Genomic DNA, 22,872 nt, shown 5'->3' on the forward strand with positions numbered 1-22,872 from the left:
ATATTCTAAAGAGATGCTGGTTTTGGGGATCGAGAGTTCGTGTGATGAGACAGCCGCGGCCGTCGTGAGCGACGGGCGGATCATACTGTCTTCGGTCATCGCATCTCAGATCGATATGCACAAGCCGTGGGGCGGTGTCGTGCCGGAGCTTGCCTCGCGTGAACATTTGGAGAAGATCGACGGGATAGTCTCACAGGCGATGGCCGATGCCCGTGTGACATTTGATCAAATCGATGCGGTCGCGATCACGCAGGGCCCAGGGCTGATCGGATCGCTTCTGGTCGGCGTATGCTACGGCAAATCGCTGGCTTACGGCATCGGAAAGCCTTTGATCGGCGTCAATCATATCGAAGGGCACGTTTATTCGGTCGCCTTCGAAAATCCGCCGGTCGAATATCCTGCACTCGCTCTGATCGTATCAGGCGGACACACCAATATCTTTCACGTTCCGTCCGAGGGGCAGTACAAAGTCGTCTCGCGAACCCGCGATGATGCTGCCGGTGAGGCTTTCGATAAGGTCGCAAAGATGCTCGGCCTCGGATATCCGGGCGGACCAATAATCGAAAACTTGGCAAAGAACGGTGACCCTTCAAAGATCAAGTTTTCGCTCGCAAAGATCTCCGACGGCAGGCCCGACCTGAGCTTTAGCGGGCTCAAGACCGCGGTCGCCAAATATATGCGCGAGCACGCGGTCGTCCCGCAAGCCGCGGACGAAGAACCCCGGCAGGAAATAATGGATCTGGCGGCAAGCTTTCAATCGACCGTTATCCGATCGCTCGTCGGAACAATGGAAAAACTGGCGATCGAACTTCAACCACGAACCTTGATCGTCGCGGGCGGTGTGGCTTGTAATCAGGCATTGCGTTCGGCGGCCGAACGTGCCGGTGGGCGACTTAGCGTCCCGGTCTATTTCCCGTCCAAACATCTATCCACCGACAATGCCGCAATGATCGCGGCCGCGGGATTTGCCCATTTTGCCAAAGGATCGCGAGCCGGGATCGAAATGACCGCGGACGTGACGATGCGGTTGCAGAATCTGGAAAACGAAGATGCCGAATTGCGGCGCAAAAAGGTAAAGTATCGTTTATAAATGTCTTGCACCGCAGTGCGGCAAATCGTTACAATCTAAGTAGAGTTTCAAACGGTTTCAACCTACAAGTCTGCTGTCCGGTGTATTAGGCGCATTTCCGATCGAAGTGTCGGTCTCGATCGGGCCGTCGCACGTGGACGAACGGACTCGGATAAGATAATGATCAGCTGGTCGGACGTTCGATTCGGAAACGGCTGCAGGCAACCGATCGATCTGGAGAAATAATGAAAAGAACTGTAATTTTATTGACCTTTTTGCTTTCAATGGCCGCTGCCGCCAGTTTGCTGGGACAAGGCGTCGCCGTACCGTACACGGCGAGGCTTATGCCGTATCTTCAGGGGCTCAGCCGGCCGATCCTGCTCCGCAGTGCCAAGGACGGCACCAAGCGCATTTTCATCGTTCAGCAGGGCGGGATAATCAAGGTGCTGCAGCCCGGGTCAACGGTGCCAACTGACTTTATTAATTTAAGTTCAAAGATCACAGTCCCGACCTCGACCGGCGACGAAAGGGGTTTGCTAGGCCTGGCGTTTCATCCCCAATTTACGTCGAACGGCAAATTCTATGTTGATTACTCACAAGTCGGCACCGGAGCCACCGTCATTGCTGAATACACGACGACCGGCGGGACGGGAGCGTCGAACACAGGTGATATTACAACTGAACGGGTGCTGTTAACGATCCCGCAACCGTTTTCGAACCACAACGGCGGAATGGTCGAGTTTGGCGTCGACGGATATATGTATATTGGTATGGGCGACGGAGGTTCCTCCAATGATCCGGGAGCCAGGGCACAAAACCGCTCCGTGTTGTTGGGCAAACTGCTCCGTATTGACGTGAATATTCCTATGGGTTCGCCGGTACCGTATCTGATCCCGCCGACCAATCCGTTTACCGGTGCCGGAACTGCCCGTTGCGACGGCGGCAGTACGACGGCAGGGACGACGTGTCAGGAGCTTTGGACCGTCGGAATGCGCAATCCGTGGCGTTGGTCGTTTGACCGCGTAACCAATGATCTCTGGGTCGCAGACGTCGGCCAGGGAGCGGTGGAAGAAGTCGATGTGATCAACGGCGGCGGTGGCAATTACGGTTGGCGTGTTTATGAGGGGACGACTTGTACGAATCTCGATCCGAGCCTCTGTATTCCGGGTAATTTCACGATGCCTCTTTTCGTTTACAACCACTCGGGTGGCAGATGTTCGATCACAGGCGGCTATGTTTATCGCGGCACGCAGGGAAGTATGCCCAATGGTTCGTATACGTTCGGCGATTACTGTACCGGCGAAGTACTGATGTGGAATAACAATGCCCAAGTGCTATTGCAGGACACTCCGCGCAGTTTGGTTTCGTTTGGCGAGGATGAGGACGGCGAGGTTTATGCTCTCTTCAACAACGGCCGCATCGACAAGATCAGCCGAGCAAAGGCATCGGCGGATCTCGACGGCGACTTCAAGACCGATTTTTCGGTGTTTCGCGGCAGCGAAAACAAATGGTATGCCTATAACTCATCAAACGGAACGGTCCGCCAACAATCCTTCGGCCTTGCGGGTGACATCCCGGCACCCGAAGATTTCGATGGTGACAATATCTCGGATATCGCCGTATTTCGTCCGTCGAACGGTACCTGGTATTACTTTGCGAGTTCGACCAATACGATCGGGGGGCTTCAGTTCGGATCAAATGGTGATGTGCCCGCCGCCGGTGACTTTGATGGTGACGCCAGATCCGACTTTACCGTATTTCGCCCGTCGACGGGTGTCTGGTACACATACCGCACGAGCGACGGCGGTTATTCGATCCGGCCGTTTGGCCTAATGGGCGATATACCGACAGCAGGCGATTTTGACGGCGACGGCAAGTACGATGTGGCCGTATTTCGTCCGTCAAACGGCGTCTGGTATCGGCTCAATAGTTCGAATGACTCGTTCTTCGCGATGAACTTCGGCCTAAACGGCGACATCCCGACACCGGGCGATTTTGACGGCGACGGCCGCCTTGATCTGGCGGTCTTTAGGCCATCGACCGGCATATGGTACAGGCTCAACAGCACCGGCGGGGCATTCGTCGCTACGGCTTGGGGACTCTCGACAGACGTTCCGGTGGTCGGTGATTACGACGGCGACGGAATCGAGGATGTCGGAGTATTCCGACCCTCGACCGGCACTTGGTATGTTCTACGGAGTTCGAACGGTTCACTTTTGGCATCGCAGTTCGGATCGGCCGGCGACGAACCGGGTCCGCGTTACGACACGCCGTAGAATTGGCTTATCATTGTTTGACGGCGCGTGCCAATGTGATCACATTCACACTGGCCGCGCCGCTTTTCTTTAGTACTTTGGAGCAATTCGACACAGTCGAACCTGAAGTGAAGACATCATCGATAAGTACAATGTGCTTACCCGCTATGAGTTTTGGCCGAACAACCTCGAATGCGTCGCGCACGGACAACTCTCTAGCCTTTTCGTCCATCGCTTTTCGATGTATGGGCGTGTGGATCTTGCGTATTAGCGAGTGGGCGTCGACCTCGACCCCGGTTCTACGCGAAATGACGGTCCCAAGGATCTCGGACTGATTAAAACCACGTTCGATCCGGCGTTTGTCTGAGAGCGGCACGGGAATGATAAGGTCGGCATTTTGAAATCCTGAACGATCCCAAACGGAGGTCAACACGTCGGCCACGCGGCGTGCAACGACGGGGTGTGACTTGAGGCGGTTTATCGATGCCGATATCGCCCGTTCATATATCCCGCCCGCGACCGCCCGGTCGTAGTGGTGTTCGTCGCACTTTCGGCAAAAGACGTTCACGTTTGGCGATGACTCATTAAAATAAGCCCCGCATTTAGCGCAGAGCATCTGTGACCCGTCAAAGAGGCGTGTCATCTGCCAACAGATCGCACAAGCTACGCCGTCATCGAAGTTTTCGACGAGGCGGTCACAAGCGCAGCATTGTGAAGGGTAAATTAAAGAAAGTAGGGAGTCGCGAAAGACCTTGAACATAGTTCAAGCATTATTCTTCATCCAAGAGCCCTTTTTCAACCATTTCCTGACATTCCAGGCAATATCTGGCCCAAGGGATAGCCGCCAACCTCTTTGGGTTGATCTCTTTCTCACAGTTTTGACAGAGTCCATACTCCTCGTTATCGATTCGGATAAGAGCCTCGTCGATCAGCGCGAGTTGTTTACTTTCGTTTTCGGAAACCGCCAATTGCACGTTCTTAGAATAATTTCGAACCGCAAGATCGACTGGATCCGGCGTCTCAGAATCATCTATCGAAAGGTCGCTACCCTTCAATTTTGCAATAAGTAACTCACGCTCAGCGAGCAATTTTTCCTTGATCTCTTCGACACTCAATTTACTCATTTCTGGTATGGAAACCCCTTGATGATTGTGAAAGCTCTATAAAGTTGTTCTAACAAGATCACACGGGCCATCTCGTGGGTAAATGTTAGAATCGACAACGATAGCACGATATCGGCTCTTTGGGCAACATCAGCGGACACACCGTCCGCCCCGCCGATAACAAAAACAACTTCCTTGACCCCGCGATTCTGCCAACCTTCCACCGTATCGGAAAGTTCGTGCGATGACAAAACCCTACCGGCGACGTCCAGAAGACAGACAAAGGAGCTTTGATTCAGTTTGTCGAGGATGAGTTTGCCTTCAATTTCCTTGCCTTCGTGCGGGGCGGAGTCCCTCAATTCGGTGATCTCGTGACGCACGAAATGGGAAAGTCGCCGCAGATACTCGTCCTGCAGCGACCGCCAATTCTTTTCCTTGGTCTTTCCGATCCAAACAAAGCGAAATTTCATTGAAAACAAAGGCTTAACCCGTTGCCGATCATAGGTCCGAAGGTATTGTCACAGGCCGGGCATCGCGCCATAGACGGGCGAGGTCGTAGAACTCGCGGGATTGAGTATTAAAGACGTGAACGATGAAATCACCGAAATCGAGCAGAACCCAATCGGCGGTCGAATAACCCTCAATTCGAACGGGCCTCACATCCAAATCCTTTTTGAGCCTTTCGCCTATCTCGTCAGAGATGGCCTGGACCTGACGCTGATTTGTGCCGCTTGCGATCACGAAAAATTCGGTAAAGCTAGCGATGTCCCGCAGGTCGAGAGCGACGATGTCTTCGCCTTTTTTATCACCGATGCATTTGATCGCGAGTTGGAGTTCGGGGTCAAGCTCTGAAAATGACGTCGGCGTGGCCGAAATCTCGATTGTTACTGCTTCGCGTTGAAGCGACTTTTCTTGTGTTTCTTCCATTAGCTATAAATCTGATATTTTTCGATGTGTTTTGCAACCTCGGGAAGCACGTCGTTTCGCCACGACGGCTCACCGGAGTGGATACGGCCGCGAATATCGGTGGCCGAAATATCCATAAAAACGGCGTCAGTTATGTAGATCTGCCGTGTGCTGATCTCCGACGCCACATATTTGTTCGCACCCTCGCGTAGGTCGATGATGCGTTTACGGATCTCGTCCGTGACGTGATCAAAGGCGATCTTGTTGCCGGGCCGCGTTACGACAATATGATTGGACAGCGACAGTACGCTCTCCCATTCCCGCCACGTCGTGATATCCATCCACGAGTCTGCACCCATCACAAAAAAGATCTGAGTGTCGCTCAAGCGGGCATTGAGCGTCGTTAACGTCTCAACCGTAAAAGGGCGTTCGGGTGCCTCGATCTCCATCTTCGAGACCGTGATACGCTCGTCGTGATCAGTGGCAAGGCACAGCATCGCGTATCGATCATAAGCGGACGTCGGACGCTTGCGCGACTTATGCGGTGCGTGATACGCGGGAATAAACACAAATTCATCCAGCGAAAACTGAACCATCAGAGACTGAGCGACCGCCAAGTGTCCGTTATGCACAGGGTCGAACGAACCTCCGTAAAATGCAATTCGTTTCATTGCTTAGGATATGCCTTGCGAGGTCAAACGTCCGCAGCGGCGGCAACGGCTTCTTCGGCCGCTTCTGCCAGCGCCCGCAGATCGTCAGAGATCGCGTTGACCAATTCCTTGACTCCGACGTTTGTGACCGAGGAGATGGCAAAAAATTGCTTCTTGTCTTTTTTTGCCCTTTTTCGCAGCTTTTCAAGCCGTTCGGGTTCGTCGATCGAATCGATTTTGGTCGCAACAACTATCTGCGGCCTCGAACCAAGATTGGCATCATACTTGGTCAACTCCAGATTTATTATCTCGTAATCGCTGATCGGGTCACGTCCGGATAGCGACGAAACGTCGACAAGATGCAAAATCAGTTTGGTGCGTTCGACGTGCCGTAGGAATCGGTGCCCGAGACCCGCACCGTCCGATGCTCCCTGGATCAAACCGGGTATATCGGCTACCACAAATGTATTAAAATCACCCATATCGACGACACCGAGATTGGGTTCAAGCGTCGTAAAAGGGTAGTCCGCGATCTTTGGCTTAGCGGCTGAGATCACAGATATCAGTGTGGATTTGCCAGCATTTGGAAAGCCGACCAGACCGACATCAGCAATCAATTTCAATTCGAGTTGGAGTTCTCGTTCGCCGCCGGGTCGGCCCGTAAAGTGAAATTTGGGAGCTCTTCGGGTCGGCGTTGCAAAATGAGCGTTGCCCCATCCGCCTTTACCGCCCTTGGCTGCCAGGTACTTTTGACCAGGCCCGGTAAAATCGAAAAGCAGTTCGTTGGACTCGGGGTCAAAAACTTGCGTGCCGACCGGTACCCGTACGACGTGATCTTCGCCGTCTTTGCCAAACCGATTCGAACCTTCGCCGTGACGGCCGCGTTCGGCCTTGTGCTCCGGATTGAATCTCAGATGAAGCAGGGTGTTGAGGCCCTCGGTCGACTCGATCCAGACGCTGCCTCCGATCCCGCCGTCACCGCCCGAAGGGCCGCCACGCGGAACAAATTTTTCGCGGCGAAATGCCGTGACGCCGTTGCCGCCATCGCCGGCCTTAACCCTTATTTTTACGCGGTCTAAAAACATAAGTAACCATTGATTGTAGGTTTTACCGTAACCAAAGGCAAAGACAAAAAAAAGCGTCACTCCGGTTACCCTTCGCAACGCTTTCTTTTTTATCCTCTCCACGGTCCGCCGAAGCTTGCCGAGAGAGTGGTGGTTCTCGCATGTACACGTTCGAACCACCGATTTTGTATTCCGAAACTGCTCTGCGGGGAGTCCGCTCCGGTCAGCACCCAAATTGTTTTCACTCATTGTGACGCTCTCGCGTCCAGTGCCATTAGGTTTTTGTTTTGGTGGCTTTACCTCCACCGCCGGTTACGTTCCCGGCAACGAGGCCCGCGTCTTTCGACGTGAGCGGCATCAGCACCTTTCAGGATGATCATTTCCCTCGGGCGTCCCCCGTTTTTATCCGGGCGACTCAGACCTGCCTTACGGCATGTCGTAGCCAAGCCTTTCGGCTTCGGTTCCGGGCGTCCAATGACAGTGGCTTTCCGCTCCTTCTGTCCGCGAACGGTGTGTCACCACCTCCGTTCCACCTCCCGGTGCCGGTCAAGATGCCCGTAAGCAACCTCGACTGTGAATACAGTTTACACCCGATATTTTTGATGTCAAGTAGAAAATACTTTAACTATTGCCCAATAAACACGCTGTTTCTGTGGAAATCTTGTGGAATATCTGTGGATAAGATCTTCGAGATATTGTGGAAAAGTTTGTGGAAAACCGCACAACTATCTTGCTGCCAACAGATGCGATCCTCGCGGATTTCCACAGGAGAAAGTGAACACAACCTAATATCCGTAAAAAATAAAATAAAAAAAATAAATTTACGACCAAGTTGAGGGTCCGCAAGCAGGTTTGATAAGTTTGAACGTATGGAATCTCAGTATAACGAAGACACCGTGTTTGAAGATCTGGATCTGTCCGAAGCGGATCTGTCAGAGAAGGAGTTCGTAAGCTGCGAATTTACACGTTGCGATCTGTCGAAGGCCGATCTCGGCGGGACGGTTTTTATGGACTGCGTCTTCCGCGAGTGTAATCTTTCGCTGGCGAAACTCGTTCAGTCGGGTATGAAGACGGTCGGTTTCTATGACTGCAAACTGGTCGGCGTTGAGTTCAGCAAGTGTAGCGATTTCTTGTTCGTGGTGAGCTTTCAAAACTGTCAGATCGACTACTCGTCATTTTTTCAAAAGAAGATGAAAAAGACGCGGTTCGCGGACTGCTCGTTAAAGGAGGCGGATTTCACACTCGCGGAACTTTCGTCAGCTGTCTTCCACAACTGTGACCTGCTGAAGGCCTCCTTCGTCCAGTCCAATCTGGACAAAGTTGATCTCAGAACTGCTTATAATTATTCATTTGACTGCGAACTCAACCGCGTAAAGGGTGCAAAGTTCTCACACTCAGGCATCGCGGGGCTGCTTAATAAGTATGAGATCGTGATCACCTGATAGATCTGATTCTCGACGACAACTCAATGATCAATCTCGGATCTAACCACTTGATCAACGGCATCTGAGAAAGTTTTGGGGTCTATTGCCGGATATTTGTATAGATGAGGCTTTATCTCGTTAAATAGTGATAAAAGTTTTTCGTGAGTTAAAAGACCGTCTCGAAACATCGAGGTAACATCGGCAACGTCTTGATCGTGTCCGCGTTCGATCTTTGATAATGCTTGGCTGTATGGATCGTAATTGTAAAAGCTAACCGATCCTTCGCGGGTAATAAATTCACAGCGATTCTGCCAATCAGGAAGTTCCGGGATAAAGTCCGAAGGTGCGGCGAGCTCAATATTGAGCTGAAGTTGTTCTTTGATCTGGGGTATCGCTCGATATAGATCGTCGGCTTCCGGATAGAACTTAAGGTCGATAGCCATCGTCGCCTCACGTCAACCGCGTAGAACCGCTGTCGAGCCGCCGGTAAAGTAAACGTTGACTTCAATCCGAGTTCGTCGACCAAAAAGCCGCATGAATTCAACGATCTATTCTTTGCTTGCTAGCTCGCGCATTCTGCCGCCCTCTCAAAACTCACCAAACGTCGGATCAAGGCGTTGTAGCGAGAGTGTGCGGCGTTGGAATTGTCTGCCGCCAGCAGAGCGTAGAGTCGATGTTCCGGGGACGGGAAGACGTTGGACGGTATGTCGAAGCCAAGCCTTCGCAATCGAGGTGCACCGATCGAGACGAGAAGCGAAGGCATCGTTTCCAGCCCTTCCGAAAGATCGGACAGACCTTGCAAGATAATGTCTTCGCCGGGTTTGATCACACCTAATATTAACTGATTTTCTAAACAAAAAGCACACGCATATGATGCGTGTGCTTTTCTTTTACCCAATTTGATCAAAGAACTTCGTGTTCAGCTGACCGATATAGTTTGTATTATAGATTTAAGCTGCGACTACTTTCGGAGCTAGTTCAGGGGCACCCTCGAGATACACACTGATAAACTTGCCTTTCTGGCCTTTGTTCTCAAACTTAACAAAGCCCTCGATCAGCGAGAACAATGTGTCGTCCTTGCCGATGCCGACGTTGTTGCCCGGCTTCCACTTGGTGCCGCGCTGACGCGCCAGGATATTGCCGCCGAGAACGTGCTCGCCGCCAAACTTTTTAAGACCAAGCCGTTGCGCATTTGAATCGCGGCCGTTTCTGGATGAACCTACACCTTTTTTATGTGCCATATATTTGGATGATGGGTGACAAGCTGTCAGTTACGGGAATATGAAAACCAATTTCCTGCCACGACTGCCTTGTTACCGATCTGTTAGATCTTTTCTATCTTGATTTCCGTAAAGCGTTGACGGTGGCCTTGCTTACGTTTGTATTGCTTGCGGCGCTTTTTCTTAAAAACAATGATCTTGTCAGCCTTGCCGTGACCGACTACCGTGGCATTGATCGTTGTACCGCCTTCCATCTTGGCGTCTTTTCCTTCGCCGACCAGAAGAGCTTCAAGCGAAACCTTTTTTCCTTCTTTCTCGTCGATCTTCGGCACGCGAAGGGTCTGGCCGCTCTCGACCGCAAACTGCTTTCCGCCTGTTCTAATAATTGCGTAACTCATTTCTAGTGTTAGCTCCTCTTAACCCGTGCAAATTCTGCACAAGTCGAAAAACTCAGATTATACGGAAAAAGGACTTGAAGGTCAATCGTAAAACAGCAAATTGCGACATCGCGTCCAAATGAACTCAACGCGGCGTAGATACAACCGTTTCCGCTCAGATCTTTAGCCCGGGCTATGCGATCGACGGGTCTTTGACGATGCCGATGAACGGTAGGTTTCGATACCGTCCCGCCGCATCGAGACCGTAGCCGACCACGAAGTGATTTGGTACGACAAATCCCGTGTATTCGATCTTGAGTTCCTTTTTGATCCGCGGTTCGGGTTTGTCCAGAAAACTTGCAAGCGTGATCGACCGTGCCCCACGCGAACCCAATATGTCCAATAATCGCGAAAGCGTCAGGCCCGTATCGATAATGTCCTCGACGACCAAAACATCTTTGTCGCGGATCGGATTGCTAAGATCCTTGATTATCTCGACATCGCCCGTCGAAGTCGTGCCGTCCTTGTAGCTCGAAACGGACATAAAATCTATCGAGAGCGGCAGGTCGATCGCACGCATCAGATCGGCCAGGAATACGCACGAACCTTTGAGTACGCCGACCAAAACAAGGTCTTTGCCCTTATAATCTCTAGTGATCTCGGAGCCCATTTCATTGACTCGCTCAATGATCTGCTCAGCGGAAAACAGCACTTCGAGATTCGGGTTGGTAAATTCTGTATGATCCATTTGAGTCGTTTCGGCAGCCATATTTTCCTCGCAAATTTGATTGAAAAGGTTTTTACAAATACTATTCAAACATAGGTCAATATTCAAGTTGTCCGGTGTTTTAGATCTTAAAGTATGTCTGATCCAAAAAATGATACCCGCGAACGCGTCAGGGCTCTGGTAAAACAGGTCCTTGCCGCGGTACCGCCCGACGCTTCTAAAGTTGCTGAAGCGGCCTTTAAGGTCGAGCACGTGGTGGTAAATTCGATAGCGGACAAGGTCCGAAAGCCCTTTGACCGTGACGAATCCGCGAAGTCGCTCATCACGGAGGTCGACCTTCGCGGACTCGAGTCGGGGGCGCGACTTCGTATCGCTGCGAATGCCAAGTTCACATCACTTGCCGAGGATATCGTAAAGGATCGCGGTATCGAGTTGATCCGAAAGGAATCGCGAAAAAGCGCGACTAAGGTCAGATCGGTCGCCATCGGCGCCGATCACGGCGGATTTCGTCTAAAAGAACAGATCAAGGACGTATTGACGGACTTCGGCTTGCAGGTGCGTGATTTTGGGACTGACAGCGAGGAAGCAGTCGATTATCCTGATCTGGCACACGCTGTCGCAAAGTCGGTTGCGGGCCATCAGGTGGATATCGGCATTATTGTGGACGGTGCCGGGATCGGGAGTGCGATGACCGCTAATAAGGTGCCCGGTGTTAGGGCCGCGGCCTGTTATTCGCCCGCTCTTGCACGAAATTCGCGCGAACATAACGGGGCAAATATCCTGACGCTTGGTGCCGGACAGAACACATTTGCCGAGGTGAAAGAGATCGTCGAGGCATTTATCTCGAGCGACATCGCCGAGGAAAGGCACAAAAAACGCGTCGGGAAGATCGACAATATTGACCGGCAATACAGAAAGTGAACGGAACGGTGAGTTTAAGATGCAGCAAAATGACAATTACGAACAGTTAGTCGACCAGATCACCGATATGGTGCTGGCAAAACTCAGCGGCGAAGAATACTGCCCGACGTTTTGCCACGCCGACGTACAGCGTATCGTCGACGCGGGTGCCGAACGCATCGGTATAGTGCTCGGTGAAACGGCGACGGCACACGACTGGGCCAGCTTGATCGATCACACTTTATTAAAGCCTGAGGCGAGCGAGTCGGATATTAAAAAACTCTGCGCCGAGGCGGTTCAGTTCGGATTTGCTTCGGTCTGCGTCAATCCGGCGTGGGTCAAAAAGGCAGCGGGTTTCTTAAAGGGAAGCGGCGTTCCGGTCTGCACGGTCATCGGATTTCCGCTCGGTGCGACATTGCCGGACGTAAAGGCATTTGAGGCTCGACGGGCGATCTTTAACGGAGCGACCGAGGTCGATATGGTCATCAATATCGGAGCACTGAAATCCGGCGACGACTGTACGGTCGAGGATGACATTCGAGCGGTTGTAGAGGCCGCACACGAAAATCACGTGCTTTGTAAGGTGATCATCGAAACCGCACTTTTGTCTGACGATGAAAAAGTTCGGGCTTGTATCGCCTCGCAAAACGCAGGCGCGGATTTCGTTAAGACATCGACCGGATTCGCAAAGGGCGGGGCAACCGTCAACGATGTCGCACTGATGCGACATACGGTCGGCAAGGCCCTCGGCGTCAAAGCGTCGGGCGGCGTAAAGGGCATTGACGATGCGAGAGCGATGTTTGAGGCCGGTGCAACGCGAATCGGTGCTTCAGTGGGCGTTAAGATCGCCCAAGAGGCCAGCGGGATGAAAGTCGACGCTCCAACGAGCGGCTACTGATTGGGCACGAAATTGTAAACAATATATCCGGATGCCGCGACCGGTTTGCCATTTGACAATACGGGCATAAAGGTTGATCGTCGTACCGCCTCTAACGCCGAGTTTCGCAGAGTTTTCGGACCCTCGGTCGCTTGAGCGTCTACCAATTTTCCTTCCTCGTTGAGCGAGATCTGGACGATCACTTTTCCTTGAATATTCATCCGGCGATCGATCGCGGAGTACACCGGCATCACGAGGTCCGATGCAAATCCATTCATCGCTCCGACCGGCAGTATTCGCGGTGCCGCTTTTGCTTCCTCGGCGGCCTTTGCTGCTGCCGCGACGCGCCTTTCCTCAGCGACCGCATCATCACGTATCTTAGTCGAACCGGTTTTGGCCGCCGTATTAGAAGGGTCGATATTTGAGGCCTTATCAAAATATGCGAGGGCATTTGCCGTATCGCCTTTCTGCTGGAATATCTGGGCTCGAGCAACATAGGCGGTGACATTTCTCGGGTCGATTCCGAGGCCTTTATCCAGATCGGCGGCGGCGTTATCTGCCTTGCCTTGTTTCAGGTACACAAATCCGCGGTCAAAGTAGGCTTGTGCCTCGCCGGGCTTTAATTCGATCACGCTCGACAGATCCTTCATAGCCAGATCGTATTCACCGGCGATAAGGTTGGTCGCTGCGCGATTCCGATAAAATGCAGCGTCAGGCGGCGGCGGTGTCGAGACAGGTACAGGCACCTCGACCTTGACAGGCTCGGGTTTTTGGATGGCAACGGTGTCCGTCACGACGGCTTTTTCGCGGATGACCTCGATGAGTTCTTTGTAGGCGCCTGTGCTGCCGAGTTCCTTTTCGATCTCGGGCGTAAGGCTAAACGTAATCCCGCGTTGCTTGACTGCATCAGAAAGGATCTTGTTCTTTTCCTCGATGACTGCCTTTTTGGATCGCAACGCGATCAAAATATCGGCCAGACTTAATTGGCGCGATTGTGCGAGTGCCGACGATAGGCCGCCGCATAGCAATCCAATGAAAACCGCCACTATTATTAACGGAAAATGTCGGCGAGATCTATCTTTCCGGATTCGTTCATTCATAACTGTTTACCTCTTTTCTACGGTCATTCGCACTGAAACGTCGCCGGATCAGTTGTCACTGATCAGATCGTCGACCGTCATACTCTTCTTTGGCTTCGGCTCCGGCTTAACATCCGCCTTTGCCGTGGGCTTCTTATCCGATTTGGTGTCGGCTATCGCCGGGCGGACCGTTTTGGGCTGTTCGACGACATCTTCCGCTTCGGGAATCGGCGTTGTCTCAGACTTGGTCGCTGTTTCCGGAGTAGTCGTGGGTTCCGGGGCAACGGCGGCGGGCTGGAAAGTGGGCTGATCTTCGGCCGCAACTGAAGTTTGCGAAGGCGATACTGTACTGGGCGAATTTCCTTTGAATACGAATACGACAGCCACTATCGCGATCAACCCAACGGCTAAGACCGCCGCGATCGGGATAAGCAACGAACGGCCTTTCGGCGTTGGTTCCGGCTCGATCTTGTTCGGGCGCTCGAATAAAACGGTTGAATCCAGAACGTCGGGTTCTCTAGTTGGCGGTTCCGGCAGTTTTGTGGCAACGGATAAGGTGTCTCCGCCATTGGTCATTTGCGTCGGTCGTATCAGATCGATAGTTGCGGCGGTGATCTGAACAGTCGGAGCCTGGACCTTCGCCGGTTCAATTTGTGGTAAGTCGGTACGACGTGAAGGCAACCTCGGTGGTGCGGGCTCGTTGGCAGGCGGAAGTTCAAGCAAGTCGGTCTCATCTGTTGTAGTCGGTGCTGAGCCCCGTTCAAAGCCCGACAAGGCGGCCATTGCCATTGCCGCCGTAAGGTAACGGTCTTCGCGCCGGATAGACATTGCCCGCATAAAAAAGTCCGCGATCCGATCTGAGTAACCCGAGGCGATAAACGTTGACCGATCCAATGGATCAGAACCGCCGTCCAGGATCTGGATCGCACGATCTAGTACGCCCGGAGGCGTTTGACCGGTTGCAACACGATAGATGATGGCCGCGACCGAGAATAATTCAGACCGCGAGTCGCAAGGGCTCTCGAGGGTGTCCAGGGCGGCGTCGTCGAAGAGTGTGCCGATCGCCTTTTTGGATGCCGAATCTAGCTGCGGCCAGATCGATTCGAGCGGAGCGTAGGACATCGACGCGGCAATGTCCGCATTGTCCCCCATCCTTGTCGTCTTTTTCTCCCCGTGCCCCTGGAATATAAGATTAAAAGTTCCATTTTCGGACACGCGCACGGAGGTCGGCGAGATCTCGATATTTACATTTCCGGCGAAACGACTGCGGATATCGGCGATCAGCGAAAATGCGCCGCGAATTTCAGCGGCGACTTCGCTATCGGTGAACAACCGCCGGGCTGTCTTAAGCGGTGACGACAATTCCCGTTCGGACCGAGCGACCACGTAAAATCGGTCGACCTCGACAAAATGATCGGTGTTCCGCACCAGTCGTTCGTTCGTTATCATTGCCGTTAGTGCAAAGCTCTGCTCGAGTTTACGCATACGGCTTTCGCGCTCGGTAGTAGTCAAGATCCGAGACGAAGATAGCGGTGTCTCGACTATGTATACGTTGGTTTCGAGCAGGCAATCACGGGCGTGATATACCGTCTCGTCGCAAATATTTCCGATTCGATCGTGGATCCTGTAGCGGCCTTTCTGAAGATGTGTGTTAGTGGAGAGCATTGATTGAGTACCCTTAGGCGTGAAAGCCTATCAACCATTATACCAAAACATGTTAAAAGGTAAAGCATTTTGTTATACGGTGTTGTGCACAATATTTGGTTGGTTTGGAGTAATGAGTTCGGTATTCCTCCCGTCAGGGATGCACGATGCTCTTAATTGAAACTCTATGCAATATTTGTGCGAATATAGTTAGGGGAAAATTATGTCAAAGCAGATCAAGTCCAGTGAGATAACTGACGAATCGACGTACTTAAACCGGCGCAACTTTTTAAAAGTCGGTATTGCCGCCGGCAGTTTGGCGGCAACGACATCAGCTTTCAGGTATTTTAGCCCGGTAAAGTCGAATGCTCCTGAGCCGCCGGCGTTGGCCGAGATCAAGAGATCGGAAACGCCGCCGACGGATCTAAAAACGAACACGTACGAAGAGATCACCAACTATAATAATTTCTACGAATTTTCCACCAGCAAGTCAGCGGTCGCCGCTAAAGCCGAGTCGCTGGTGACACGACCGTGGACGGTCGAGGTCGGCGGGATGGTGCAGAGGCCGCGGACGTTCGACATCGAGGATCTTCTCAAATTTGAACAGGAAGAGCGGATCTACCGCTTTCGGTGCGTCGAGGCGTGGTCGATGGTCATCCCTTGGGTCGGTTTTTCGCTGAAGAAGTTGCTTGACCAGGTCGAACCGCTTGGGTCCGCCCGCTACGTCGCATTTCAGACCAAATACGATCCGGTCAGGATGCAATCGTCGTTTTCTGCCGGTATCGACTTTCCATACGTTGAGGGATTGCGGCTCGACGAAGCCCAGCATCCGCTGACGATGCTTGCGACGGGGCTTTACGGCAGACAGATGCCCAATCAAAATGGGGCTCCGATCCGACTCGTGGTGCCCTGGAAATACGGATTTAAGAGCATCAAATCGATCGTTAAGATAATACTTACCGACCGCGAACCTCCGACAACCTGGAATCAGGCGGCATCTGATGAATACGGTTTTTACTCGAACGTCAATCCCGACGTCCGGCACCCAAGATGGTCGCAGGCATCGGAACGGCGGATCGGTGAGATCGGTATGCGCCCGACCGAACCATTTAACGGATACGGCGACGAAGTAGCGTCACTCTACGACGGAATGGATCTGAAAAAGTATTTTTAATGAAGGACGTACGATTTAATAAAACACTGCTCTGGCTCAATAGTCTGATACCGATCGCAATCCTCTTGTGGGATGCCTGGAATCAGAGGCTTGGGGCGAATCCGATCGAGTATTTTCTCCGGACGACGGGCATAATGACGTTGGTTTTCGTGCTTGTCACGATGCTGATCACGCCGCTCAGAAAATGGTTTGGCTGGAATCAACTAGTAAAATATCGGCGAACCGTCGGGCTCTTTGCTTTTTTTTACGGATCGATCCATTTATCGACCTATGTCGTCTTTGATCGAAGCCTTGATGTTGGCGGTATCGTGAACGACGTGATACAGCGTCCGTTCATCGCTTTCGGGATGACGGCGTTTATGCTAATGGTACCGCTCGCAGTAACCTCGACCAACTCGATGATCAAACGTCTTGGCGGTAAGCGTTGGCAACTTCTGCATCGCTTGATCTACCTGACGGCGGTCGCTGGCGTCGTACATTTTTGGATGATCGTAAAATCAGATATCTTTTACCCGGCGATATTTGCCGCAGTGCTGGTCACTCTACTCGCCGCACGGATCTATTTTTCGATAAGCAACAAAAGGGTAAAGGCTGTGAAATCTCAGGCCGCGGCAGTTGATGGTTCTGCTTCCTGAACACTTTCAATTCGTGGGCCAAACCACAAAGTTTCCAATTTCTGCCGCCAAGCGAGTGAGTACTTTTCGACAAGATAGTACGAGATCGAACTCATTACCGCGATCCCGATCAAATTGACCGGAAATGAGTTCAAAAGGCTTGGGGCTTGCGGATCGAGGAAGGGTTGCTGCCAGAGATAGATCGAGTAGCTCATTACTCCGAGCTTGACCATTACGGCAGAGTTGAGCAATCGCCCGGTACGCGTTAAATGGTTGGTGACCGCCCAGTCGATACACAGGGCGACCGCAACGTTCATAACCGTGAGACTCGCCCCCAGAAAGACAATAGGATGATCGCCCTGAAGGTTAGCCGCCAGAATTAAAGGCAGCAGCAAAAATACGATCCATGATCCGAGAAATCGGCGGTAAAACGCGAGTTTGTGCAGCGAAACTCGAAATAATGACAGCAAACAACCGATCGCGAGAGCGTCGGCATTTGCGTGAAAGCCCTTTAAAACCCAAACCTGATCCGGCCCGGACGCCCAAAAATCAAGGACACGGACAAACGGTGCAAAAAGTACGATTGCGATCAGAAGTACTTTGGCCCGCCGGATACCCAGCAGCATTAAAAAGCCCGGTAAGATCAAATAAAATTGTTCTTCGACCGCCAGTGACCAAGTATGGCCCACGAGCCAACCGGTCGGTTCGACGTAATCCGTGACATATGCTGACGAATAGATCAAAGAGGATAACGGCACTGCGGCAAGGCCAAGGGCCGCGGCCGATCCGACGACGATCAGATAGAAATAGTATGGCGGAAATATCCTCAATGTTCTACGGAAATAGAACTTGAGTAGGTTGACGGTCGAGGTGCGTTCGATCTCACGAACCAAAAGCCCTGTGATCAAAAAACCGGATATCACAAAGAAAACGCGGACACCGAGATTGCCGAAATTGCCCGAAGTGCCAAATCCATAGACGTGAAATGCGTGGCCGATCAGCACAAGCGCGATCGAGACCGTGCGAAGGCCGTCGAGCGAAGGGATTCGGTTATCGATAATTTTTGGAGCGTCAGCCACGAAATAGTAAAGGCGTAATTGAACAGTAAATCAGCAAAATTGCACGCAACTCAACTATTGGGCGAACGAAATTTTGCGAGGCCGGTCGAACGATGGAGTTTTCGCCGATGGTCTTCACCGTCAATAACCACGGTCTGACACATTTCATAGACTCTCGAACGGGCCCGGACACCGATCCGATCTTCGAGTGTTTCGTCACGGTCCGAGGCTCTTGCGTCGAGGTAATTGGTCGTGAAGATCGTAAACTTCTTCTCGTTATAACGGCTGTTGATGATGTGATGGAGCGTGTCGCGGACCCAATCTGTCGGCTTTGATGCACCGAGTTCGTCGAGCACAAGCACATCGGCGTTCAATACAGGTGCCAGTACGCTAAGTTCTGAAGTAAAGGTATTTGGGTTATACGAACCTTGGATCTCCTTTAGCAACGTTCCAAATTCGTAAAAGAGACACGCAAACCCTCTTTCGGTCAGTCCTTTCAGAATGGAAACGGCTAAATGTGTCTTGCCGACGCCGACCGTGCCGGAAAATAGTAGGCCGTTGTCGACGGCGGGGAACTGGACCGTGAAATCCTGAGCGACCCGAAGTGCGATCTTTTGAGATACATTGTCCCCGGCGTTGTATGTGTTAAAGTGACATTTCTCATATCGCTTAGGGATCTGAGTTTTGTTGATCTGGTCGACGTGAACGTCGCGTTTGCGGCAGACGCAACGCCGAGCGCCCTTGCCGGGCACGACCTCCAGTCCGGTGCCGAAACATACATCGCAAACCGGGATGTCGGCAGAGTCGGCCTCGACCGAACGGAGTGTCGGCACTGCCTTGAGTCCGTGCTTTTTGGATTTATCAGTCGTCATATCTAGGTGCTCCGTTCTTGGTCATTTGGATTATAGCATCGACAACCGGCAATTCAAGCGGCGTCCTAAGCACATATGATATAGTCTAGTAAATAGAGCGTTTATGGGATTTTTTCGCAGCTTAATGATAAGGTTCGGGATGGCAGATCTTAGTTCTGAACGTGCCCCGATCGCGGTAATGCTTTTGGACGATGACCATCGCCGACACCGCTGGTTTACCAAGCGATTTGACGGAGACTATCTTGATATTGCCGAGAATGTCGACGATGCTAAGGAATTTTTGGCAGGATCGACCTACGACGCTATCTTTCTAGATCACGACCTGCTTCCGCATCACTACGAGTCCAATGACCACGACGATTTTGCCCAGACCGGTTACGCCGTTGCTCTCTGGCTCAATGAAAATCCCGATCTGCAGCGTGCTGCCACGATAATCGTTCATACACGTAATGCCGATGCTGCGATCTCAATGGTTCAGAAGCTACGCGAAACCGGGCGAACGGTGGAATATTGTGCGTTTCCGATGCTCGATCTCAAGATCAAAAACTACTGGCGACGATAGTTAAATTTAGCGGCCGAGCCCTTTTATCAGGATCGTTGCGATACTAGTTACACGAGCAGACAGTTCAGACCGTGAATTGAGTTCTCGGGGGCTCAGGCTATACGGCAAAAGCGAATTGGTGGCCTCCAATAGTGCACTAGCGGTTTGGTGAGCATCAGTCGGGGCAAACTCACCCGACTCGGATCCTGCAATCAACACATCCGCAAAAATTAGAGCCTCGTCGTTGAAATAACGTTGACGCCGTTCGGGCAGTTTAGTCCTAAGACAGGACAGCAGTTCGCCAAGATTGTGTGAGTAATGCTGTACGCTGTCAGATCGATACAAGACGCGCTCGACGAGCATCTCGTGCACGCGCTCGGACGCAGTTCCGGGACCATCGACGATAACTCGCAATCGTACTTTGAGCCGCTCTACGATCCGATCGATATGCGAGAGGGCGATCTCATCTTTGCTTTCAAAATGCAGGTAAATGCTTCCCTTACCGATGCCGACTTCACGGGCGAGATCTTCGATCGTCATCTTCTTAAATCCTGAACGTGAAAGCAGTAGGTCGGTGGCGTCCAGAATCGCTTCGCGGGTGCGAAGATGTTGGATGTGGGCAGGCATAAACGGCAACTTACTTCTAAGAGATCGTAGTCATACTATTCGACAAATCGCGATTTGTAAAGTCGCCTGAAATGTGCGGGGAGATGACGGCTACAAGCCTGCCAAATCCCACTTTTTTATAACGTCGATTATCAGGTTAGCTACCTTGTCAGTGACCTTTCGATAGTAGAGGTCTGCCTTAGCCTGATCGAACTTCGGAAACCCCTGACCTTTCTGATACAAGCCGATCGAAGATGGAAATGGCATCGCTGACCAGGTACCGGGCGTCGGGTACGCGGTCGTCATCTCGGGCCCAGTATACTTTTCCGGATGGACCAGCGTCGGGTCGATCGCCTGAATGAAAGCGGTCTCATTCCAACCGGCGTGGCCGCCGTCCTCACCGAAGACCTCTTTGGTCACGTCGGAGGCGAATGACCACCAGTTTATGACCAAAGTCCTTACCTTTCGCTCACTTGCAACTTCGGCGGCAACGGAGTTTAGGACGGCGGTCTGGCTGCCGCCGTGGCCGTTCAGGATAATGATGTTCTTAAAGCCATTCTTGGCGAGTCCCTCAAGAATTTGCTTTACAAACGGGCGGTATGCCGCCTCAGTGATCTGGAATGCACCGGGATAGCCCTCCATCGCGCCGGTAATGCCGTATGGCAAGGTCGGGGCGATCATTGCATTTGTACGTTTCGCGATCGTCTTGGCCATTGCAAACGGTGCCGTATTATCCGCACCACTATTGATCGCACCGTGAGGCTCGAGCGTGCCCGTCGGCAGCAGCACGGTTGATACCTTTGACGGAACCGCGGCCTTAAAATCCATCCAATTGATCCGCTCCATCTCGCGTGTCGGGACAATATCCAAGCCGGTTTGTGCGGTTGCTACCAGAGCAGAAACAAATAGCAATGTGACTATGATCCAACCTTTCATTACAAATTCTCCTTTTCTAACTCCGTATTCGATAGTGTCTCTAGGCGGAACATTCTTCTCAGAAATATTTCTTGCCACGCATCTTCGACGGCATCAGATCGCCCTCAGGATCGTCGCCCTCGTCCTTGCCGTATCCAAGCTCCTTCATCAATTTGGTCGGGGCGTTTCTGATCTTCATCGGGACGGGTAAGTTGCCGAACTTCTTTGCGTCATCCATCGCTTGGCCGATCGCGGATGTGGCGGCACGACTCTTGACCGCATTAGCCAGAAAGGCGACGCCGTGGGCGAGATTGTGGATGCACTCGGGCATTCCGATCGTAGTAACCGCCTGAAATACGGCGTTGGCAACAACTAAAGCAGTTGGTTGGGCAAGGCCGATGTCTTCGGAAGCGAAGATCACCATCCGGCGGGCGATAAACTTTGGGTCCTCGCCGGACTCCAGCATTCGTGCGAGATAATACATCGCGGCGTCCGGCTTTGAGGCACGCATTGATTTGATAAAGGCACTGATGACGTTGTAATGCTCTTCGCCCTTTTTGTCATAACGCAGGAATTTGGATTGTAGCGTTTCCTTGAGCGTTTCGAGCGTGATCTGCTCGTAAAGCCGCGATGTGTTTTCGAGCATCGTGATGGCTTGCCGGGCATCGCCATTGGCCATTTCGATCAGCCAATCTTTTGCTTGAGCGTCGAGTTCAAAGCCGGTACGGGCGATTATCGCGGCCATATTATCGTCAGTCAGTTCGTTCAAGACAAAGACGCGCATTCGCGACAACAATGCCGGAATCACTTCAAAACTGGGATTTTCGGTAGTCGCGCCGATCAAAACCAGCTCGCCGCTTTCCACAAATGGCAGCAAAAAATCCTGTTGTGCCTTATTAAAGCGATGGATCTCATCCAGAAACAGTATCTTTGGCCTTTGTTCTAATTTCTCTCGTACCTCACTGTTCTCCGACTCCGCCGGTTCATCATTTGCGTTGGCTCTGCCTTCGTCAAACAGGTCCGCTTCCGTACTCCGCCGGCTGACCGCTGACTTCTGATCACTCGCTACTATTTTTCTAATATCATCTTTGCCGGCCGAAACCGCCGATAGCTCAAAAAATACCGCGTTAATTGCGTTAGCATAGATCCGTGCAAGCGTGGTTTTCCCCGTCCCGGGCGTGCCCCATAGGATAAACGAAAATATATGGCCGTTTTCGATCGCGAGACGCAAGGGCTTGGCCTCACCAACAAGGTGCTCTTGCCCAACATATTCGTCGAGTGATTCCGGCCGAATCCTATTTGCTAGTGGTTCCATCGCTAAATCTCGATTATAGACTAATTATAATCGTCTTGTATCAGGCCGCGTATTGCGATCATTGATAGCGAATAGTACCTCATTTCGAGAACGAACATTGATTTTGAGGGCGAACACCAAAGTGTTAGGCTCTTCAATTAGAGATGCGTGTCCTGACCTTTTCCTTAGTGTTATATATTTTTGTGCTCGCGGTGCAACCGTGTGCCGATTCCTGCGGCGTGATCAGCGGCGGCGAACAGAATATTGTGGCCGGGACGAGCGTAGATCTTTATTATTCAGACGTAAATGGTGACGAATGCTCGGCATTCTGTATGTGCTCGTGCTGCGGCGTTGCCGTCGCGCCCAAGAATATTCACATTCCTACCTACCTTCGATCCAAGTCTTTGGTCGTACGCCGCGAGACAGCGGATCTATCGGTCGGTTACGTATCGGACGACCATTCTTCGATCTGGCAACCGCCGAAAGCCTGATTCATTCTCTAC

The 22,872-nt window shown here is 52.0% G+C and carries 27 protein-coding genes; 9 read left to right on the forward strand and 18 right to left on the reverse strand.

What is annotated here, in order from left to right; genetic code table 11:
* The first annotated feature begins 13 nt into the window (after window positions 1–13).
* Window positions 14–1,090 (forward strand): tRNA (adenosine(37)-N6)-threonylcarbamoyltransferase complex transferase subunit TsaD, encoded by a 1,077-nt coding sequence (gene tsaD, locus IPQ00_04755; GenBank protein ID MBL0239870.1) that lies wholly within the window; start codon window positions 14–16, stop codon window positions 1,088–1,090.
* Between the two features lie 224 nt (window positions 1,091–1,314).
* Window positions 1,315–3,345, forward strand: coding sequence for a PQQ-dependent sugar dehydrogenase (locus IPQ00_04760; protein ID MBL0239871.1), 2,031 nt, complete (start codon window positions 1,315–1,317; stop codon window positions 3,343–3,345).
* 10 nt (window positions 3,346–3,355) lie between these two features.
* Here IPQ00_04760 and IPQ00_04765 read toward each other — a convergent pair whose 3' ends face one another.
* The 6 genes from IPQ00_04765 to obgE form a co-directional block, all read right to left on the reverse strand.
* Window positions 3,356–3,967 carry a ComF family protein gene (locus tag IPQ00_04765; GenBank protein MBL0239872.1) on the reverse strand — a complete coding sequence of 204 codons (612 nt, stop codon included), beginning with the start codon at window positions 3,965–3,967 and terminating at the stop codon, window positions 3,356–3,358.
* A gap of 127 nt (window positions 3,968–4,094) precedes the next feature.
* Window positions 4,095–4,448, reverse strand: a complete 354-nt coding sequence (locus IPQ00_04770; protein MBL0239873.1) for a TraR/DksA family transcriptional regulator — start codon at window positions 4,446–4,448, stop codon at window positions 4,095–4,097.
* Complete coding sequence (locus IPQ00_04775; GenBank protein MBL0239874.1) at window positions 4,445–4,897, reverse strand: 23S rRNA (pseudouridine(1915)-N(3))-methyltransferase RlmH; 453 nt, start codon at window positions 4,895–4,897, stop codon at window positions 4,445–4,447. The genes IPQ00_04770 and IPQ00_04775 overlap by 4 nt, the downstream gene beginning before the upstream one ends.
* 28 nt (window positions 4,898–4,925) lie before the next feature.
* Complete coding sequence (gene rsfS / locus IPQ00_04780) at window positions 4,926–5,354, reverse strand: ribosome silencing factor (GenBank protein MBL0239875.1); 429 nt, start codon at window positions 5,352–5,354, stop codon at window positions 4,926–4,928.
* Window positions 5,354–6,004 (reverse strand): nicotinate (nicotinamide) nucleotide adenylyltransferase, encoded by a 651-nt coding sequence (gene nadD / locus IPQ00_04785; GenBank protein ID MBL0239876.1) that lies wholly within the window; start codon window positions 6,002–6,004, stop codon window positions 5,354–5,356. The genes rsfS and nadD overlap by 1 nt, the downstream gene beginning before the upstream one ends.
* A gap of 23 nt (window positions 6,005–6,027) precedes the next feature.
* A complete protein-coding gene (gene obgE / locus IPQ00_04790) occupies window positions 6,028–7,068 on the reverse strand; it encodes a GTPase ObgE (protein ID MBL0239877.1) in 1,041 nt (346 codons plus the stop codon).
* 848 nt (window positions 7,069–7,916) lie between these two features.
* Here obgE and IPQ00_04795 point away from each other — a divergent pair.
* Entirely contained in the window at window positions 7,917–8,489 is a 573-nt protein-coding gene (locus IPQ00_04795) for a pentapeptide repeat-containing protein (protein MBL0239878.1), read from the forward strand.
* Between the two features lie 23 nt (window positions 8,490–8,512).
* Here IPQ00_04795 and IPQ00_04800 read toward each other — a convergent pair whose 3' ends face one another.
* From IPQ00_04800 to hpt, 5 genes are all read right to left on the reverse strand, one after another.
* Window positions 8,513–8,914: a hypothetical protein gene (locus tag IPQ00_04800; GenBank protein ID MBL0239879.1), complete on the reverse strand. Its 402-nt coding sequence runs from the start codon at window positions 8,912–8,914 to the stop codon at window positions 8,513–8,515.
* 119 nt (window positions 8,915–9,033) lie between these two features.
* Entirely contained in the window at window positions 9,034–9,234 is a 201-nt protein-coding gene (locus IPQ00_04805) for a hypothetical protein (protein MBL0239880.1), read from the reverse strand.
* Window positions 9,235–9,421: 187 nt separating this feature from the next.
* Window positions 9,422–9,712 (reverse strand): 50S ribosomal protein L27, encoded by a 291-nt coding sequence (gene rpmA / locus IPQ00_04810; protein ID MBL0239881.1) that lies wholly within the window; start codon window positions 9,710–9,712, stop codon window positions 9,422–9,424.
* An 83-nt stretch (window positions 9,713–9,795) separates the two neighbouring features.
* On the reverse strand, window positions 9,796–10,089 hold the full coding sequence (gene rplU, locus IPQ00_04815; GenBank protein MBL0239882.1) for a 50S ribosomal protein L21: 294 nt from the start codon (window positions 10,087–10,089) through the stop codon (window positions 9,796–9,798).
* A 172-nt stretch (window positions 10,090–10,261) separates the two neighbouring features.
* A complete protein-coding gene (hpt, locus tag IPQ00_04820; GenBank protein MBL0239883.1) occupies window positions 10,262–10,816 on the reverse strand; it encodes a hypoxanthine phosphoribosyltransferase in 555 nt (184 codons plus the stop codon).
* A gap of 114 nt (window positions 10,817–10,930) precedes the next feature.
* Between hpt and IPQ00_04825 the strand changes: the two genes are divergently transcribed.
* Both IPQ00_04825 and deoC read left to right on the forward strand, forming a co-directional pair.
* Window positions 10,931–11,716 carry an RpiB/LacA/LacB family sugar-phosphate isomerase gene (locus IPQ00_04825; GenBank protein MBL0239884.1) on the forward strand — a complete coding sequence of 262 codons (786 nt, stop codon included), beginning with the start codon at window positions 10,931–10,933 and terminating at the stop codon, window positions 11,714–11,716.
* A gap of 67 nt (window positions 11,717–11,783) precedes the next feature.
* Complete coding sequence (deoC, locus tag IPQ00_04830) at window positions 11,784–12,593, forward strand: deoxyribose-phosphate aldolase (protein MBL0239885.1); 810 nt, start codon at window positions 11,784–11,786, stop codon at window positions 12,591–12,593.
* Here deoC and IPQ00_04835 read toward each other — a convergent pair.
* Window positions 12,587–13,672, reverse strand: a complete 1,086-nt coding sequence (locus IPQ00_04835; protein ID MBL0239886.1) for a TonB family protein — start codon at window positions 13,670–13,672, stop codon at window positions 12,587–12,589. The two genes, deoC and IPQ00_04835, sit on opposite strands and share 7 nt — an antisense overlap.
* A gap of 48 nt (window positions 13,673–13,720) precedes the next feature.
* Window positions 13,721–15,316, reverse strand: coding sequence for a hypothetical protein (locus tag IPQ00_04840; protein MBL0239887.1), 1,596 nt, complete (start codon window positions 15,314–15,316; stop codon window positions 13,721–13,723).
* 202 nt (window positions 15,317–15,518) lie between these two features.
* Here IPQ00_04840 and msrP point away from each other — a divergent pair, with 202 nt between their 5' ends.
* Both msrP and IPQ00_04850 read left to right on the forward strand, forming a co-directional pair.
* Window positions 15,519–16,469 carry a protein-methionine-sulfoxide reductase catalytic subunit MsrP gene (msrP, locus tag IPQ00_04845; protein ID MBL0239888.1) on the forward strand — a complete coding sequence of 317 codons (951 nt, stop codon included), beginning with the start codon at window positions 15,519–15,521 and terminating at the stop codon, window positions 16,467–16,469.
* Window positions 16,469–17,104, forward strand: coding sequence for a sulfoxide reductase heme-binding subunit YedZ (locus IPQ00_04850; GenBank protein MBL0239889.1), 636 nt, complete (start codon window positions 16,469–16,471; stop codon window positions 17,102–17,104). Before msrP ends, IPQ00_04850 begins: the two co-directional genes overlap by 1 nt.
* Here the strand turns inward: IPQ00_04850 and IPQ00_04855 are convergent.
* On the reverse strand, window positions 17,071–18,162 hold the full coding sequence (locus IPQ00_04855; GenBank protein MBL0239890.1) for an acyltransferase: 1,092 nt from the start codon (window positions 18,160–18,162) through the stop codon (window positions 17,071–17,073). The two genes, IPQ00_04850 and IPQ00_04855, sit on opposite strands and share 34 nt — an antisense overlap.
* 50 nt (window positions 18,163–18,212) lie before the next feature.
* Window positions 18,213–19,013 carry an ATP-binding protein gene (locus IPQ00_04860; protein MBL0239891.1) on the reverse strand — a complete coding sequence of 267 codons (801 nt, stop codon included), beginning with the start codon at window positions 19,011–19,013 and terminating at the stop codon, window positions 18,213–18,215.
* A 139-nt stretch (window positions 19,014–19,152) separates the two neighbouring features.
* Here IPQ00_04860 and IPQ00_04865 point away from each other — a divergent pair, with 139 nt between their 5' ends.
* Window positions 19,153–19,575: a hypothetical protein gene (locus IPQ00_04865; GenBank protein MBL0239892.1), complete on the forward strand. Its 423-nt coding sequence runs from the start codon at window positions 19,153–19,155 to the stop codon at window positions 19,573–19,575.
* A 6-nt stretch (window positions 19,576–19,581) separates the two neighbouring features.
* Here IPQ00_04865 and IPQ00_04870 read toward each other — a convergent pair whose 3' ends face one another.
* From IPQ00_04870 to IPQ00_04880, 3 genes are all read right to left on the reverse strand, one after another.
* Window positions 19,582–20,181 (reverse strand): TetR/AcrR family transcriptional regulator, encoded by a 600-nt coding sequence (locus IPQ00_04870; protein MBL0239893.1) that lies wholly within the window; start codon window positions 20,179–20,181, stop codon window positions 19,582–19,584.
* A 90-nt stretch (window positions 20,182–20,271) separates the two neighbouring features.
* Window positions 20,272–21,096: a creatininase family protein gene (locus IPQ00_04875; protein ID MBL0239894.1), complete on the reverse strand. Its 825-nt coding sequence runs from the start codon at window positions 21,094–21,096 to the stop codon at window positions 20,272–20,274.
* Between the two features lie 58 nt (window positions 21,097–21,154).
* On the reverse strand, window positions 21,155–22,390 hold the full coding sequence (locus IPQ00_04880) for a replication-associated recombination protein A (GenBank protein ID MBL0239895.1): 1,236 nt from the start codon (window positions 22,388–22,390) through the stop codon (window positions 21,155–21,157).
* Window positions 22,391–22,572: 182 nt separating this feature from the next.
* Between IPQ00_04880 and IPQ00_04885 the strand changes: the two genes are divergently transcribed.
* On the forward strand, window positions 22,573–22,860 hold the full coding sequence (locus IPQ00_04885) for a hypothetical protein (GenBank protein ID MBL0239896.1): 288 nt from the start codon (window positions 22,573–22,575) through the stop codon (window positions 22,858–22,860).
* Window positions 22,861–22,872: the final 12 nt, after the last annotated feature.

The organism is Chloracidobacterium sp. (assembly GCA_016720705.1).
GTDB lineage: Bacteria > Acidobacteriota > Blastocatellia > Pyrinomonadales > Pyrinomonadaceae > OLB17.

What these genes read in the sequence shown, in the direction of transcription:
- tsaD (MBL0239870.1), top strand. Translation starts at nt 14, where the DNA reads ATGCTGGTTTTGGGGATCGAGAGTTCGTGTGATGAGACAGCCGCGGCC.
- IPQ00_04760 (MBL0239871.1), top strand. Translation starts at nt 1,315, where the DNA reads ATGAAAAGAACTGTAATTTTATTGACCTTTTTGCTTTCAATGGCCGCT.
- IPQ00_04765 (MBL0239872.1), bottom strand. Translation starts at nt 3,967, where the DNA reads ATGACACGCCTCTTTGACGGGTCACAGATGCTCTGCGCTAAATGCGGG.
- IPQ00_04770 (MBL0239873.1), bottom strand. Translation starts at nt 4,448, where the DNA reads ATGAGTAAATTGAGTGTCGAAGAGATCAAGGAAAAATTGCTCGCTGAG.
- IPQ00_04775 (MBL0239874.1), bottom strand. Translation starts at nt 4,897, where the DNA reads ATGAAATTTCGCTTTGTTTGGATCGGAAAGACCAAGGAAAAGAATTGG.
- rsfS (MBL0239875.1), bottom strand. Translation starts at nt 5,354, where the DNA reads ATGGAAGAAACACAAGAAAAGTCGCTTCAACGCGAAGCAGTAACAATC.
- nadD (MBL0239876.1), bottom strand. Translation starts at nt 6,004, where the DNA reads ATGAAACGAATTGCATTTTACGGAGGTTCGTTCGACCCTGTGCATAAC.
- obgE (MBL0239877.1), bottom strand. Translation starts at nt 7,068, where the DNA reads ATGTTTTTAGACCGCGTAAAAATAAGGGTTAAGGCCGGCGATGGCGGC.
- IPQ00_04795 (MBL0239878.1), top strand. Translation starts at nt 7,917, where the DNA reads ATGGAATCTCAGTATAACGAAGACACCGTGTTTGAAGATCTGGATCTG.
- IPQ00_04800 (MBL0239879.1), bottom strand. Translation starts at nt 8,914, where the DNA reads ATGGCTATCGACCTTAAGTTCTATCCGGAAGCCGACGATCTATATCGA.
- IPQ00_04805 (MBL0239880.1), bottom strand. Translation starts at nt 9,234, where the DNA reads ATGCCTTCGCTTCTCGTCTCGATCGGTGCACCTCGATTGCGAAGGCTT.
- rpmA (MBL0239881.1), bottom strand. Translation starts at nt 9,712, where the DNA reads ATGGCACATAAAAAAGGTGTAGGTTCATCCAGAAACGGCCGCGATTCA.
- rplU (MBL0239882.1), bottom strand. Translation starts at nt 10,089, where the DNA reads ATGAGTTACGCAATTATTAGAACAGGCGGAAAGCAGTTTGCGGTCGAG.
- hpt (MBL0239883.1), bottom strand. Translation starts at nt 10,816, where the DNA reads ATGGATCATACAGAATTTACCAACCCGAATCTCGAAGTGCTGTTTTCC.
- IPQ00_04825 (MBL0239884.1), top strand. Translation starts at nt 10,931, where the DNA reads ATGTCTGATCCAAAAAATGATACCCGCGAACGCGTCAGGGCTCTGGTA.
- deoC (MBL0239885.1), top strand. Translation starts at nt 11,784, where the DNA reads ATGGTGCTGGCAAAACTCAGCGGCGAAGAATACTGCCCGACGTTTTGC.
- IPQ00_04835 (MBL0239886.1), bottom strand. Translation starts at nt 13,672, where the DNA reads ATGAATGAACGAATCCGGAAAGATAGATCTCGCCGACATTTTCCGTTA.
- IPQ00_04840 (MBL0239887.1), bottom strand. Translation starts at nt 15,316, where the DNA reads ATGCTCTCCACTAACACACATCTTCAGAAAGGCCGCTACAGGATCCAC.
- msrP (MBL0239888.1), top strand. Translation starts at nt 15,519, where the DNA reads ATGTCAAAGCAGATCAAGTCCAGTGAGATAACTGACGAATCGACGTAC.
- IPQ00_04850 (MBL0239889.1), top strand. Translation starts at nt 16,469, where the DNA reads ATGAAGGACGTACGATTTAATAAAACACTGCTCTGGCTCAATAGTCTG.
- IPQ00_04860 (MBL0239891.1), bottom strand. Translation starts at nt 19,013, where the DNA reads ATGACGACTGATAAATCCAAAAAGCACGGACTCAAGGCAGTGCCGACA.
- IPQ00_04865 (MBL0239892.1), top strand. Translation starts at nt 19,153, where the DNA reads ATGGCAGATCTTAGTTCTGAACGTGCCCCGATCGCGGTAATGCTTTTG.
- IPQ00_04870 (MBL0239893.1), bottom strand. Translation starts at nt 20,181, where the DNA reads ATGCCTGCCCACATCCAACATCTTCGCACCCGCGAAGCGATTCTGGAC.
- IPQ00_04875 (MBL0239894.1), bottom strand. Translation starts at nt 21,096, where the DNA reads ATGAAAGGTTGGATCATAGTCACATTGCTATTTGTTTCTGCTCTGGTA.
- IPQ00_04880 (MBL0239895.1), bottom strand. Translation starts at nt 22,390, where the DNA reads ATGGAACCACTAGCAAATAGGATTCGGCCGGAATCACTCGACGAATAT.